A 12,962-nucleotide genomic window follows, 5' to 3' on the forward strand; every position below is an offset into this window, starting at 1 on the left:
TCTCTCGCGGCTTTCCTCCGGGCGCTTCCCTTCGGTCTTGCGTTTCCGACTCTATCAGATCTTTCCGATCCGATTTCCTCGGTGCTTTCCAGGTTTCCGCTTTCGCGTTTTCCTTTCCGGCGGTTCCGACTTTATCAGAAGTTTCGAGCCGGACTGACCGGCCACTCATTTCCGATTCATCGGGAGGGGCTTCAGTGAAATCGACGTTTCACGAAGCAGACAGATGCTCACTGTAGCCGGTTCGGGGCTGAACCCCGCCTCCAGGCAACTGTTCGAATCTACCTCCCCGCATGCGCCGTGTCAACGACTCCTGTGGGGCGAAGAGGAGACTAGCAGTTGAACGGACGTGTCCGCACATCAGGCGGCCATGCCGAAGTTCAGGCCGCTGTCGGGACGGTGGCGCTTCGTTCCGCTGCGTCGACGTCACCGGTCTCACCGGCGCGGGCGGCTCGGCCGCCGAGGACGTAGACGTAGAGGAGGAAGGCCAGTTCGGCGATGACTCCGATGGTGATGCGGGCCCAGGTGGGGAGGCCCGACGGGGTGACGAAGCCTTCGATCGCGCCGGAGACGAAGAGGACGAGGGCGAGGCCTATGGCCATGCCGATGGCGGCTCGGCCCTCTTCCGCGAGAGCCGTGCGTCGCGTGCGCGGGCCCGGGTCCAGGAGAGTCCAGCCGAGGCGCAGGCCGGTGCCGGCGGCGACGAAGACGGCGGTCAGTTCGAGCAGGCCGTGTGGGAGGACGAGGCCGAGGAACGTGTCGAGACGGCCGGCCGAGGACATCAGGCCGAAGCCGACGCCGAGGTTGAGCATGTTCTGGAAGAGGATCCAGAGGACCGGGAGCCCCAGGAAGACCCCGAGGATCAGGCACAGTGCGGCGGCCCAGGCGTTGTTCGTCCAGACCTGGGCGGCGAAGCTGGCGGCCGGGTGGCTCGAGTAGTACGTCTCGTACTGGCCCCCTGGGCGGGTGAGCTCGCGCAGTTCGCTCGGGGCCGCGATGGAGGCCTGTACTTCGGGGTGGGTGCCGATCCACCAGCCCAGCAGGGCCGCGACGGCCGTGGACAGCAGCGCCGTGGGGACCCACCAGCGGCGTGAGGTGTAGACGGCGGCGGGGAAGCCGTGGGTGAGGAACCGGGTGACGTCGCGCCAGGAGGCTCGGCGGGTACCTGTCACCGCGCTGCGCGCGCGTGCCACGAGCTGGCTGAGCCGGCCGGTCAGCTGGGGGTCGGGTGCACTGGACTGGATCAGGGAGAGGTGCGTCGCGGTGCGTTGGTAGAGGGTGACGAGTTCGTCGGCTTCGGCGCCGTTGAGGCGGCGCTGGCGGCGGAGCAGGGCTTCGAGGCGGTCCCACTCCGCGCGGTGGGCGGAGACGAAGACGTCGAGGTCCATCGGTGTGCCTGCTCCTCGGCTGTTCGTCGGCGGCTCGTCGTGGATCAGCTTGTCGTGGATCAGCTTGTCGTACTGCGGCGCGATGCGTCCTCAGCTTGGCAGACTGGCCCTGTCGGGGGCAGGGCAGGGGAAGGACGGCGGGCGTGAGTGAGCTGGTGACGGGCGAGGCGGTGGCGTTGGAGCTGCGCCCGGCGAGGCTGCCCAGCAGGGCGTTGGCCGTGTTGCTGGATCTCCTGGCGGCCATGGCCGTCTATGTCGCCGTGACCGTCGCGTTGGTGGTTTCGACTGCCTCGCTGGACGAGGCGGCGCAGACGGCGCTGTCGATCGCGACGTTCGTTCTGGTGCTGGTGGGCGCGCCGATCGCGGTCGAGACGCTCAGTCACGGGCGGTCGCTCGGGAAGATGGCCTGCGGGCTGCGTGTGGTGCGGGACGACGGCGGTCCGATCAGGTTCCGGCATGCCCTGGTGAGGGGCCTGATCGGGGTGATCGAGATTCTGATGACCTTCGGGATCGTCGCCTGTATCGCCTCGTTCGTGTCGGCGCGTGGGCGGCGGCTCGGTGATGTGTTCGCGGGGACCCTCGTCGTGCGGGAGCGGATTCCGGTTGCGCGGACCGGTTTCGTGCCGCCTCCTCCGCCCTGGTTGGCGGGGCGGTTCTCGGGGCTCGATCTGTCAGCGGTACCCGACGGGCTGTGGCTCGCCGTGCGTCAGTACCTGACCCGCATGCAGCAGTTGGATCCGCAGGTGGGCCGGTCGATGGCGGAGCGGCTGGCGTCGGATCTGGCGGAGCGTACGGGGGCCCCGGTGCCGCAGGGTGTTCCGGCGGCGGCGTATCTGGCGGCGGTCGTGCAGGAGCGGCAGGCCCGGGAGGCCCGGAGGACTTTCGGGAACGGGTCCTCATCTTCTGCGACCGCTTCCGCGGTTCCGGTCGAAGAGCAGGCTCCGGCCGAGGAGCGGGCTCCGGCTGCGTACGGATCGCCGGTGGTGCCGCCCGGTGTGATGTCCACGGCGTCCGAAGCCTCCGGGCAGCCTGCCGAAGGCCGGCCTGCGCGGTCGCACGAGGTACAGGCGGCCGACCGTCCCAGCACCGGGTTCGTGCCGCCGGCGTGATGCCGGGCGACTGCCCGCTCACCTACTGCTGTCGGCTCAGGTGAACGCCGACGGTGGTGATTCGAGGTCCTCGAGCTCGATGCCGGGGGCCGCGAGCACCACGTCTCCGGCGAGGTGCACGGCGTGCTGCTCGCCCGTGTCCAGGGCTGTGACCTGGTATTCGTCCACGGTCAGGGGGCCACTGTCAGTGGCGTGTGCTTCTCTTTTCAGCAAGGCCCACGACTGGTCCACGGTGCGCGGGGCGAGGACCGGGTCCGTGAAGGCGACGAGGCGTACACGAGTGGCTGTTGCCGAGGGGGTGAGGCGCAGGAGACGAGCGGTGGCGACGAGGAATGCCGGGGAGGTCCCGGTGAAGGCGTGGGCGGGCACATTGCCTTCGGTGGCCTCGGTCCCGGTGGGGTCGGTGCGGACCCAGGTGACGCCGTCGAGGGCGGCGCCGCGGACCTGCCAGGCGGCGGCGTGGAGTTCGAGGCGGATGGGGCGGCCGAGTTCGTCGAGGGTGAGGTCGACGGAGCCGCGGTGATCGCCCGAGGGGGCGGTCAGCTGTGAGACGTAGCGCCAACCGGAGGGGCCGGGGGCGCACTGGAAGTGCTCGTCCGCGAGGGGGGTGTGATCGTGCGGATCATGGAGCGAATAACGGCCGCGGGGCATGGGGGTCCTGGGTTCTGACGGGCTGGGCCGGTCACCGGTCCGTCGAACGGGGCAGGCCCCCGGCACGGGGGTGCGGGGGCCTGCCTCGGTCTCGACGGTGCTGAGCTGCCGGCTCAGTAGCGGTAGTGGTCCGGCTTGAACGGGCCCTCGACCTGTACGCCGATGTACTCGGCCTGCTCGGGGCGGAGCGTGGTCAGCTTCACGCCGAGCGCGTCGAGGTGGAGGCGGGCGACCTTCTCGTCGAGGTGCTTGGGCAGCACGTAGACGCCGGTCGGGTACTCGTCGGGCTTGGTGAACAGCTCGATCTGGGCCAGGGTCTGGTCCGCGAAGGAGTTGGACATCACGAACGACGGGTGGCCGGTGGCGTTGCCCAGGTTCAGCAGGCGGCCCTCGGAGAGGACGATGATCACCTTGCCGTCGGGGAAGGTCCAGGTGTGGACCTGCGGCTTGACCTCGTCCTTGACGATGCCGGGGATCTTGGCGAGGCCGGCCATGTCGATCTCGTTGTCGAAGTGGCCGATGTTGCCGACGATGGCCTGGTGCTTCATCTTGGCCATGTCCGAGGCCATGATGATGTCCTTGTTGCCGGTCGTGGTGATGAAGATGTCGGCCTTGTCGACGACCTCGTCGAGGGTCGTGACCTGGTAACCGTCCATCGCGGCCTGCAGGGCGCAGATCGGGTCGATCTCGGTGACGATCACGCGGGCGCCCTGTCCGCGCAGGGACTCCGCGCAGCCCTTGCCCACGTCGCCGTAGCCGCAGACGACCGCGGTCTTGCCGCCGATGAGCACGTCGGTGGCGCGGTTGATGCCGTCGACGAGCGAGTGGCGGCAGCCGTACTTGTTGTCGAACTTCGACTTGGTGACGGCGTCGTTGACGTTGATCGCCGGGAACAGGAGGGTGCCGTCGCGCTGCATCTCGTACAGGCGGTGGACGCCGGTGGTGGTCTCCTCGGTGACGCCGCGGATCTCCGAGGACAGCTGGGTCCACTTCTGCGAACCGTCCGTGATGGTGCGGTTCAGCAGTTCGAGGATGACGCGGTGCTCGTCGGACTCGGCGGTGTCGGGCGAGGGGACCTTGCCGTCCTTCTCGTACTCGACGCCCTTGTGGACGAGGAGGGTGGCGTCACCACCGTCGTCCAAGATCATGTTGGGGCCGCCGGTGGGGCTGTCCGGCCAGGTCAGGGCCTGCTCCGTGCACCACCAGTACTCCTCCAGGGTCTCGCCCTTCCAGGCGAAGACCGGCACGCCCTGGGGGTTGTCCACGGTGCCGTTCGGGCCGACGGCGATGGCCGCGGCGGCGTGGTCCTGGGTGGAGAAGATGTTGCAGGAGGCCCAGCGGACCTGCGCGCCCAGGGCGACCAGGGTCTCGATGAGCACGGCGGTCTGCACGGTCATGTGCAGGGAGCCGGTGACACGGGCGCCGGCCAGGGGCTGTGCCTCGGCGTACTCCTTGCGGATCGCCATCAGGCCGGGCATCTCGTGCTCGGCGAGGGTGATCTCCTTGCGGCCGAAGTCGGCCAGGGAGAGGTCGGCGACCTTGAAGTCCTGTCGGTTGTCGACAGTCGTCATTGCGAGCTGCTCCTCGGGGTGTGGGTCGAGGTGGGTACGGCTGGTCTGCGCGGCGGCGGACACAGGGGTGCCCGAAGGAGGACACAGGCATGCCCGCGTACGCGCAGCGCAGTCCGTCGGAGGCCCTCTCTCCCTCGGCCGGTCCGCGTCGGGACCGCCCGACCGCCATCAGCAGCGACGTCTGGCTCCGTCCCAAGCTACACCGGGAGGCCGGGCGGTCCCCAGCCCGCCTCCGAATAGATCGCGCCATCAAGGAGGGTTGCAGCGGGGTGGGCGCGGGGGTCCTTCGGGGGCGACGGCAGGTCAGGGGGTCGTGGGGTGTGCGGGTGGTGGGCGAGAGCGATAACGGGACACCAACGAACGGTCGACAGGAGGCGGCAAAGCGGTATGTTCTGGGCTCTTTCGACCTTTGAGTCTGCGGTGAGGTGGGGCAGGATGCCCCGGGACATCGGAACAACTGATCGATCCTGCGGAGGCGTCCGGGATGGCGGCTCCGCATGACAAAGGCGTTAGGAGATCGACGTGACCAATCCGGCCGGCCCTCCCCCCACGGGCGGCGACGGTGGCGAGCGGCAGCGGTTGAAGCTGCTCGCGGTGACCGCGTGCCCGACCGGCATCGCCCACACGTACATGGCGGCCGAGAAGCTCGCTCATGCCGCCGAGAGCCGCGGCATCGACATGAAGGTGGAGACCCAGGGATCCATCGGGGCTGAAAACGTCCTCGACGACAACGATGTCAAGCACGCGGACGGCGTCATCGTCGCCGCGGACAAGGACGTGGACCTGAGCCGTTTCGTCGGCAAGCGGGTGCTGACGGTCGGGGTGGCCGAGGGCATCCGGCACCCGGAGCAGCTGATCGAGAGAGTGCTGTCGGCGCCCGTGCACGCCGAAGGGGGCACCCCCACTGCCCCCGCGGCCGGTGGCGGCAAGGAGCGGAGCGTCGGGTACAAGGCGCTGATGAACGGGGTCAGTTACATGATCCCGTTCGTCGTGGTCGGCGGGCTGCTGATCGCGGTCTCGCTCTCGCTCGGCGGGCACACCGACCCGTCGGGCGGGCTGGTCATCCCGAAGGACTCCTTCTGGATGGACGTGAACAACATCGGCGTCATCGGCTTCACGCTGATGGTGCCGATCCTGTCCGGCTACATCGCGTACGCCATCGGGGACCGGCCCGCGCTCGTGCCCGGCATGATCGGCGGCTGGATCGCCAACACCGGTGAGCTGTACGGCTCCAAGGCGGGGGCCGGGTTCATCGGGGCGATCGTGACCGGGTTCCTCGCCGGGTATCTGGTGGTGTGGATCAAGAAGGTCAAGGTTCCGAAGTTCGCGCAACCGATCATGCCGATCATCGTGATCCCGATCGTGGCGACGACGGCGCTGGGGCTGTTCTTCATCTACGTCCTCGGCGAGCCGATCTCCTGGGTGTTCGAGCACCTGACCGACTGGCTCAGCGGTATGACGGGGACCAGCGCGGTCCTGCTGGGCGCGATTCTGGGGCTCATGATCGCGTTCGACATGGGCGGGCCGGTCAACAAGACGGCGTTCCTGTTCGGTGCGGGGCTCATCGCGACCGGCAACCAGACGGTCATGGGCATGTGCGCGGCCGCGATCCCGGTCATGCCGCTGGGCCAGGGCCTGGCCACGCTGATACGGAAGCGGCTGTACACCGAGCAGGAGCGGGAGACGGGGCTCGCCTCGCTGTTCATGGGGTGCTTCGGTATCTCGGAGGGTGCGATCCCGTTCGCGGCGGCGCGGCCCGCGCAGGTCATCCCGGCCAACATGCTGGGTGGCGCGGTCGCCGGTGCGATCGCGGGGGTCGCCGGTGTCGAGGACGCGGTGCCGCACGGTGGTCCGATCGTGGCGGTGCTGGGCGCGGTGAGCGGAGTGCCGACGTTCTTCGTGGCCGTGGTGATCGGCTCGGTCGTCACCGCGCTGGCCACGGTCGCCCTGATCGACCTGAGTGAGCGCAGGCGCCGCGGAGAGGTGACCGGCGGCGTCGGAGCGGCTGTGCCCGAGCCCGTGCCGGCCGGTGTGGGTGCCGGAGGGGCGGGCGCCGGCGGCAGTGTGGCGTCGCAGCGGGCCGTCCGCGAGGCGGAGGCGGTCGGCGCGAGAGCGTCCGCCTCGGCCATACCCGAACGGTCTGCCGCTCCCGAGACGGCCGTATCCAAGGAGCCCGAAGAGACCGCCGACAGCGCTCCGGCCGTGGAGACCGGCATGGGCGGGGTTCTCTCCGGCTACCTCACCCAGGAGACCGTGAAGGTCGGACTCGGTGCGGACGGCAAGGAGTCCGTGATCCGGGAGATGAGTGAGCTGCTGGCTCGTACCGGCAAGGTCGCGGATGTGGACGAGTTGGTGGCGTGTGCGCTGCGGCGAGAGGCGCAGGGCACGACCGGGCTCGGTGAGGAGATCGCGATCCCGCACGCCAAGACGGATGCGGTGACGGAGCCGGTGGTCGGTTTCGCGCGGTCCGCGGAGGGCGTCGAGTGGGGCTCGCTGGACGGTACGAAGGCGCGGCTGGTGTTCATGATCGCCGTGCCGGAGGCGGCGGCGGGTGATGAGCATCTGCGGATTCTGGCGCTGCTGTCACGGAAGTTGACGGACGCCGGTTTCCGGGAGCGGCTGCTGGCCGCGCCGGACGAGCCGGCACTCCTCGGGGTGCTGCGCGAGGTCGGGTGACCGGAGGCCGCAGAAGAAGCCCGTGGGGCCCGCCGGCAGGTTCGGCGGGCCCCACGGGCGCGGAAGGGCGAGGTGTCAGTGGTCGGCAGGCTGGGGGTTCGGGCCGCCGGGGGTCGCCTCGGGGTCGGGGCCCTTGGCGGCTTCGGCCTCGCTGTAGATGTCCGGCTCGAGGTAGATGACGCGGGCGATCGGGACGGCGTCGCGGATGCGGGCCTCGGCGGCGTTGATGGCGGTGGCGATCTCGGTGGCCGTCTCCTCGTGGCGGACGGCGATCTTGGCGGCGACCAGGAGTTCCTCGGGGCCGAGGTGGAGCGTGCGCATGTGGATGACGCGGGTGACCGTGTCGCCGTCGACGAGGGCTGTCGCGATCTTCTGGGTCTCCTCGGCGCCGGCGGACTCGCCGAGCAGCAGCGACTTGGTCTCGGCGGCGAGGACCAGGGCGATCAGGATGAGCAGGACGCCGATGCAGAGGGTGCCGATGCCGTCCCAGACGCTGTCGCCGGTGAGCAGGGCGAGGCCGACGCCGCCGAGCGCGAGGACCAGGCCGACGAGGGCGCCGAGGTCCTCCAGGAGGACGACCGGCAGCTCGGGGGCCTTGGCGCGGCGGACGAACTCCGTCCAGGAGCGGCCGCCGCGCAGGGTGTTGGACTCCTTGATGGCGGTGCGGAAGGAGAATCCCTCGGCGATGATCGCGAAGACCAGGACGCCGACCGGCCAGTACCAGTGCTCCAGCTCGTGCGGGTGCTTGATCTTCTCGTAGCCCTCGTAGAGGGCGAACATGCCGCCGACCGAGAAGAGCACGATGGAGACGAGGAAGGCGTAGATGTAGCGCTCGCGGCCGTACCCGAAGGGGTGCTGCGGGGTGGCCTCGCGCTGGGCCTTCTTGCCGCCGACCAGGAGCAGTGCCTGGTTGCCGGAGTCGGCGACGGAGTGCACGGACTCGGCGAGCATCGACGACGAGCCGCTGAAGAGGAACGCCACGAACTTCGCTACCGCGATCGCTAGGTTGGCGCCCAGTGCCGCCACGATCGCCTTGGTGCCGCCTGACGCGCTCATATGTTCGCGTTGTCCCTTCGTACGCCGTTCCAGGGGCCGACGCTCGCCTTGGTGCGCCGCCCGTGGCTTTGCCCGTGCTTGACGGTGGGCCATTGTTGCAGCCCGTTTCGGCGCGGGTACCCCAGGACCGCCCTGGGAAGGGTCAGGCGACGACCGTGGCCCGGAAGAGCGTGCCGTTTCCGGACACTTCGACCTTTTCGCCTGCCGGGACGAAGACGGACCGGCCCGGGGTCAGGTCGTGCTCGCCCGCCCGGACGGAGCCGGCCGTGCAGAGCAGGATCTGCGGGGTCGCGCGGGTGAGGTCCCGGGCGGTGCCCCCCTCGGGGAGGACGTGGCGGGACAGGCGGAACTCGTCGATGGGCGTCTCGTAGAGCTCCTCGCCGTCCGGGGAGGCCTCGGGGCGCAGGACGCCGGGGTCGCTGGGGCGGAAGCGGACGATGCGCAGGAGTTCGGGGACGTCGACGTGCTTGGGCGTCAGGCCGCAGCGCAGGACGTTGTCGGAGTTGGCCATGATCTCCACGCCGAGGCCGTTGAGGTAGGCGTGCGGGACTCCGGCGCCGAGGTAGAGGGCCTCCCCGGGCTGGAGCCGGACGTGGTTCAGCAGCATCGCGGCGATGACGCCGGGGTCGCCCGGGTAGTGGTGGGCGATGTCGGCGTAGGGGGCGTAGGCGCCGCCGAGACGGGTGCAGGCGGCCGCCGCCTCCTCCACCGTGCGGGACATCTCCTCGGGGTCGGCGGTGAGGATCGCCGTGAGGACCTCGCGCAGGGCGGCGTCCTCGGGGTGGGCGTGCAGCAGGTCGACGTACGGCTTGAGGGAGTCGATGCCGAGGTCGTCGAGCAGGGCGGCGGCCGCCAGCGGGGCGCGGAAGCCGCAGAGGCCGTCGAACTCGGTGAGCGCGCAGATCAGTTCGGGCTTGTGGTTGGCGTCCTTGTAGTTGCGGTGCGGGGCGTCCACGGGGATGCCGCGGCGCTCCTCGTCGGCGTAGCCCTCCCTGGCCTGCTCCAGGTCGGGGTGGACCTGGAGGGAGAGCGGGCCGCCGGCGGCGAGGATCTTGAGGAGGAAGGGCAGGCGGGGGCCGAACTTGGCGACGGTGGCCGGTCCGAGTTCCCTCTCGGGGTCGGCGTCGATGACCTCGACGAGCGTGCCCCGGTCGGTGCGTGAGGGTGCGCCCGGGTGGGCCCCCATCCACATCTCCGCCTGCGGTTCGCCGGTCGGTTCGGTGCCGAGCAGCTGCGGAATGGCGGTGGTGGAGCCCCAGGCGTAGGGGCGGACGGTGTTGTCGAGGCGGTCCATGGAGATCTCTCTGCGTGTTCTGTGCGTACGGCGTGCGTACGGCTGTGGTGTGCCGGGCCGGCTTACGGGGGGGGCTGGGCTCGGGCGTCAGGGTGTCCCGGGCATGATCAGGCCCTCGAAGCGAGCGCCAGGTAAACCGCGGCGAAATCCGTGATGGCGATCAGTTCCGCGAGGGTCTCCAGTTCGTCGCCCGCCTCGGGTTCGAGCTCGCTGATCGGGGTGTCGTGGCTGAGGGCCAGGTCGCGGGCGCCGGGGGCGGCGGTGAGGCCGCCGATGGGACGGTCGCGCAGGAGCACCACGCGCGCGTGCAGGGCGGGCGGGTCCTCGACGCGGTCGCGGAAGAAGTCGTCGGGGTCGGCGCTGGCGGCCAGCGGGCCGGCGAGCAGGGCGCCGTGGGCGGCGAGGGCCTCGGGGAGTTCGGCGACGACCGCGGGGGTGCCGGACAGTTCGGCGAGCGCGGCGGCGAAGCGGCGGCCCGCCGGGCCGGCCGAGGTGCCCTCGGTCCAGACGACCGGGAGCGCGTCGGCGAGTTCGGCGGCCAGGGTCTTGGCGGGGTTGCTGTAGGTGGCGATGGCCGGGCCGCAGAATTCGGCGACGCGGTCGAGGCGGTCGGCGACCTTGCCGAGGGCGTCCGGTGGGGCGGCGAGCACTCCCGTACGGTCCAGGAGCGCGAGGAGCGGGGTGAGCAGGGCCCACAGGACTCCGGGGGCGGACGCGGCGAAGGGCTCGTCCTGGTCGTACGGGGCGGTCGCCATGGGCACGAACAGGCCGTGCGAGCCGGCTACGGCCTCGGCGAGCGGGGTGCGGCCGGGGGCCACGGCGACGACGGTGCAGCCGCGGCGGTAGGCCTGCTCGGCGAGGAGGGACAGGCCCGGTTCGGTGCCGTCCGGCGTGGTGATCAGGAGGAGGTCGACGGAGCCGGTCCAGCCGGGCAGTTCCCAGCGCAGGGCGCCCGCGGCGGGGGCGACGCCGGTGGGGGCCAGCCGGATGACCGGGCTGCCGGCGCCGGCGAGGGTGCCGAGGAGGTCGGCGGCGTGGGTGGCGGCCGCGCCCGGGCCGGCGATGAGGACGGCGCGGGGGCGGCCGTCGGGCTTGAGGTCGTTGACGCCGGCCTCGGCGGAGTGGCGGGCGGCCGTGCGGACGCGGGCGCCGGCTTCTGCGGCGCCGCGGAGCAGGCCGCGGTGGTCGGCCTCGGCGAGGCCCTCCGGGGAGTCGAGCAGCGATTCGTCGAGCATGGGGCGGCAGCCTCCGATCGCCGGGGTCCGTTCAGTTCCCGGACTCTTCTGGGTGTCCTACGTCGGTGCCCGTTGTGCCGGGGACCATGTGCCCCGCTGGGGCTGCCCCGGGGCCGGTCATGCCGGGCGACGGGCCTCGTCGACCAGGAGGACCGGGATGCCGTCGCGGACGGGGTAGGCCAGGCCGCAGTTCTGGGCGGTGCAGAGGAGTTCGGTGTCCTTCTCCTCGAGGGGGGCGTGGCAGGCCGGGCAGGCGAGGATGTCCAGGAGGCCGGCTTCGAGTGGCATGCGAGTTCCTTCGGGGATCGGGCGGGGTGCGGATCTGCCTGGTCAGGGTACCGCCGTGGGGTGGGCTGCTGGGCGGGTGAAGGGGCTCCGCCCCTTTGACCCCGCCAGGGGGCTCCACCCCTGGCCCCCCGGACCTGTGCCTCCAGAAGCGGACTCCCTCAGCCCCTGATGATGCCCAGTGCCTCGTCCCGCACCCTGGCCATCGTCTCCGGGTCCCTGGCCTCCGCGTTCAGGCGGAGCAGGGGTTCCGTGTTGGAGGGGCGGACGTTGAACCACCAGTCGTCGGCGGAGACGGTCAGGCCGTCCAGGTCGTCGAGTTCGATGCCCTCGCGGTTCTCGTACGCGGAGCGGATCGCGGCGAGGCGGCCCGCCTGGTCGGTGACCGTGGAGTTGATCTCGCCGGAGCCCGCGTACCTGTCGTACCGGTCGACAAGGTCGGAGAGCGGACCGTCCTGGCCGCCCAGGGCCGCCAGGACGTGGAGTGCGGCCAGCATGCCCGTGTCGGCGTTCCAGAAGTCGCGGAAGTAGTAGTGGGCGGAGTGCTCCCCGCCGAAGATCGCGCCCGTGCGGGCCATCTCGGCCTTGATGAAGGAGTGGCCGACGCGGGTGCGGGCCGGGGTGCCGCCGTTCTCCCTGACGACCTCGGCGACCGACCGGGAGGTGATCAGGTTGTGGATGATCGTGCCCTTGCCGCCGTGCCGGGCCAGTTCGCGGGAGGCCACCAGGGCGGTGATCGCCGACGGGGAGACGGGCTCGCCGCGCTGGTCGACGACGAAGCAGCGGTCGGCGTCGCCGTCGAAGGCGAGGCCCAGGTCGGCGCCCTCCTCGCGGACCCGCTTCTGGAGATCGACGAGATTGGCGGGGTCGAGGGGGTTGGCCTCGTGGTTGGGGAAGGTGCCGTCCAGCTCGAAGTACATCGGCACCAGGGTCAGGGGCAGGCCGGCGAAGACCTCGGGGACCGTGTGGCCGCCCATGCCGTTGCCCGCGTCGACGACGACCTTCAGGGGGCGGATGGAGGTCAGGTCGACCAGGGAGCGCAGATGGGCCGCGTAGTCCGACAACGTGTCGCGGCCGGTGACGGTTCCCGGCATCGCGGCGGGCTCGGGGGCGCCCGAGTCGCTCCAGCGCTCCACCAGTTCACGGATCTCGGCGAGGCCGGTGTCCTGGCCGACCGGGGCGGCGCCCGCGCGGCACAACTTGATGCCGTTGTAGCGGGCCGGGTTGTGGGAGGCGGTGAACATGGCGCCCGGCAGGTTCAGCGCGCCCGAGGCGTAGTAGAGCTGGTCCGTCGAGCACAGGCCGATCTCCGTGACGTCGGCGCCCAGCGCGGCGGCCCCGCGCGCGAAGGCTCGGGACAGGCCGGGTGAGGAGGGCCGCATGTCATGCCCGGTCGCGATGGCGCTCGCGCCGGTGACCCGGACGAAGGCCGCTCCGAAGAGCTCGGCCAGGGACTCGTCCCACTGGTCGGGGACGAGTCCGCGTACGTCGTACGCCTTCACGACCTGCGACAGATCAGCAGCCACGGCCAACCTTCCTGAAAAAGTACTGTCGGTCGGCCCAAACTACCGTTCCTCATCAGTGAGCAGGAGTGAGTCTTGTACCCATACCTGTGCACTGCGGACATCCCGAACGGTTTTGGGTGTCCTGGTCGCCCGCTTTCGCTCCGCGTCCGGCGACACGGATCGTGTCCGCGGTCC

The 12,962-nt window shown here is 70.7% G+C and carries 11 protein-coding genes; 3 read left to right on the forward strand and 8 right to left on the reverse strand.

Features of this window, described 5'->3' with window-relative positions; all coding sequences use genetic code 11:
• Positions 1 to 198, forward strand: a 198-nt coding sequence (locus tag ABZ016_RS42400) for a hypothetical protein (protein WP_356922142.1), incomplete at its 5' end; no start/stop codon positions are given.
• 179 nt (positions 199 to 377) lie between these two features.
• Here the strand turns inward: ABZ016_RS42400 and ABZ016_RS42405 are convergent.
• Positions 378 to 1,385, reverse strand: a complete 1,008-nt coding sequence (locus tag ABZ016_RS42405; protein ID WP_356922143.1) for a stage II sporulation protein M — start codon at positions 1,383 to 1,385, stop codon at positions 378 to 380.
• Positions 1,386 to 1,528: 143 nt separating this feature from the next.
• On the opposite strand from ABZ016_RS42405, the gene ABZ016_RS42410 reads away from it, so the two are divergent.
• A complete protein-coding gene (locus ABZ016_RS42410) occupies positions 1,529 to 2,494 on the forward strand; it encodes an RDD family protein (protein ID WP_356922144.1) in 966 nt (321 codons plus the stop codon).
• Between the two features lie 36 nt (positions 2,495 to 2,530).
• Here the strand turns inward: ABZ016_RS42410 and ABZ016_RS42415 are convergent, their stop codons facing one another.
• On the reverse strand, positions 2,531 to 3,145 hold the full coding sequence (locus tag ABZ016_RS42415; protein ID WP_356922145.1) for a hypothetical protein: 615 nt from the start codon (positions 3,143 to 3,145) through the stop codon (positions 2,531 to 2,533).
• A gap of 113 nt (positions 3,146 to 3,258) precedes the next feature.
• A complete protein-coding gene (gene ahcY, locus ABZ016_RS42420; protein WP_356922146.1) occupies positions 3,259 to 4,716 on the reverse strand; it encodes an adenosylhomocysteinase in 1,458 nt (485 codons plus the stop codon).
• A gap of 522 nt (positions 4,717 to 5,238) precedes the next feature.
• Here ahcY and ABZ016_RS42425 point away from each other — a divergent pair.
• Positions 5,239 to 7,392 carry a fructose-specific PTS transporter subunit EIIC gene (locus tag ABZ016_RS42425; RefSeq protein WP_356922147.1) on the forward strand — a complete coding sequence of 718 codons (2,154 nt, stop codon included), beginning with the start codon at positions 5,239 to 5,241 and terminating at the stop codon, positions 7,390 to 7,392.
• A gap of 75 nt (positions 7,393 to 7,467) precedes the next feature.
• Here ABZ016_RS42425 and ABZ016_RS42430 read toward each other — a convergent pair whose 3' ends face one another.
• The 5 genes from ABZ016_RS42430 to ABZ016_RS42450 form a co-directional block, all read right to left on the reverse strand.
• On the reverse strand, positions 7,468 to 8,448 hold the full coding sequence (locus tag ABZ016_RS42430) for a cation diffusion facilitator family transporter (protein ID WP_356922148.1): 981 nt from the start codon (positions 8,446 to 8,448) through the stop codon (positions 7,468 to 7,470).
• 142 nt (positions 8,449 to 8,590) lie between these two features.
• Positions 8,591 to 9,742 carry a mannose-6-phosphate isomerase, class I gene (gene manA, locus ABZ016_RS42435; RefSeq protein ID WP_356922149.1) on the reverse strand — a complete coding sequence of 384 codons (1,152 nt, stop codon included), beginning with the start codon at positions 9,740 to 9,742 and terminating at the stop codon, positions 8,591 to 8,593.
• Between the two features lie 107 nt (positions 9,743 to 9,849).
• Positions 9,850 to 10,977, reverse strand: coding sequence for an SIS domain-containing protein (locus tag ABZ016_RS42440; RefSeq protein ID WP_356922150.1), 1,128 nt, complete (start codon positions 10,975 to 10,977; stop codon positions 9,850 to 9,852).
• Positions 10,978 to 11,094: 117 nt separating this feature from the next.
• The gene (locus tag ABZ016_RS42445; protein ID WP_003990672.1) at positions 11,095 to 11,265 is read right to left on the reverse strand and encodes a Trm112 family protein; all 171 of its coding nucleotides are present in this window, start codon (positions 11,263 to 11,265) and stop codon (positions 11,095 to 11,097) included.
• A 158-nt stretch (positions 11,266 to 11,423) separates the two neighbouring features.
• Positions 11,424 to 12,788: a phosphomannomutase/phosphoglucomutase gene (locus ABZ016_RS42450; RefSeq protein ID WP_356922151.1), complete on the reverse strand. Its 1,365-nt coding sequence runs from the start codon at positions 12,786 to 12,788 to the stop codon at positions 11,424 to 11,426.
• Positions 12,789 to 12,962: the final 174 nt, after the last annotated feature.

It is taken from the genome of Streptomyces sp. NPDC006372 (genome assembly GCF_040612515.1).
Classification (GTDB): domain Bacteria; phylum Actinomycetota; class Actinomycetes; order Streptomycetales; family Streptomycetaceae; genus Streptomyces.

Bases quoted from the DNA above. Each gene is read 5' to 3' on its own strand.
- ABZ016_RS42405 (WP_356922143.1), bottom strand. From the start codon at position 1,385: ATGGACCTCGACGTCTTCGTCTCCGCCCACCGCGCGGAGTGGGACCGC.
- ABZ016_RS42415 (WP_356922145.1), bottom strand. From the start codon at position 3,145: ATGCCCCGCGGCCGTTATTCGCTCCATGATCCGCACGATCACACCCCC.
- ahcY (WP_356922146.1), bottom strand. From the start codon at position 4,716: ATGACGACTGTCGACAACCGACAGGACTTCAAGGTCGCCGACCTCTCC.
- ABZ016_RS42430 (WP_356922148.1), bottom strand. From the start codon at position 8,448: ATGAGCGCGTCAGGCGGCACCAAGGCGATCGTGGCGGCACTGGGCGCC.
- manA (WP_356922149.1), bottom strand. From the start codon at position 9,742: ATGGACCGCCTCGACAACACCGTCCGCCCCTACGCCTGGGGCTCCACC.
- ABZ016_RS42440 (WP_356922150.1), bottom strand. From the start codon at position 10,977: ATGCTCGACGAATCGCTGCTCGACTCCCCGGAGGGCCTCGCCGAGGCC.
- ABZ016_RS42445 (WP_003990672.1), bottom strand. From the start codon at position 11,265: ATGCCACTCGAAGCCGGCCTCCTGGACATCCTCGCCTGCCCGGCCTGC.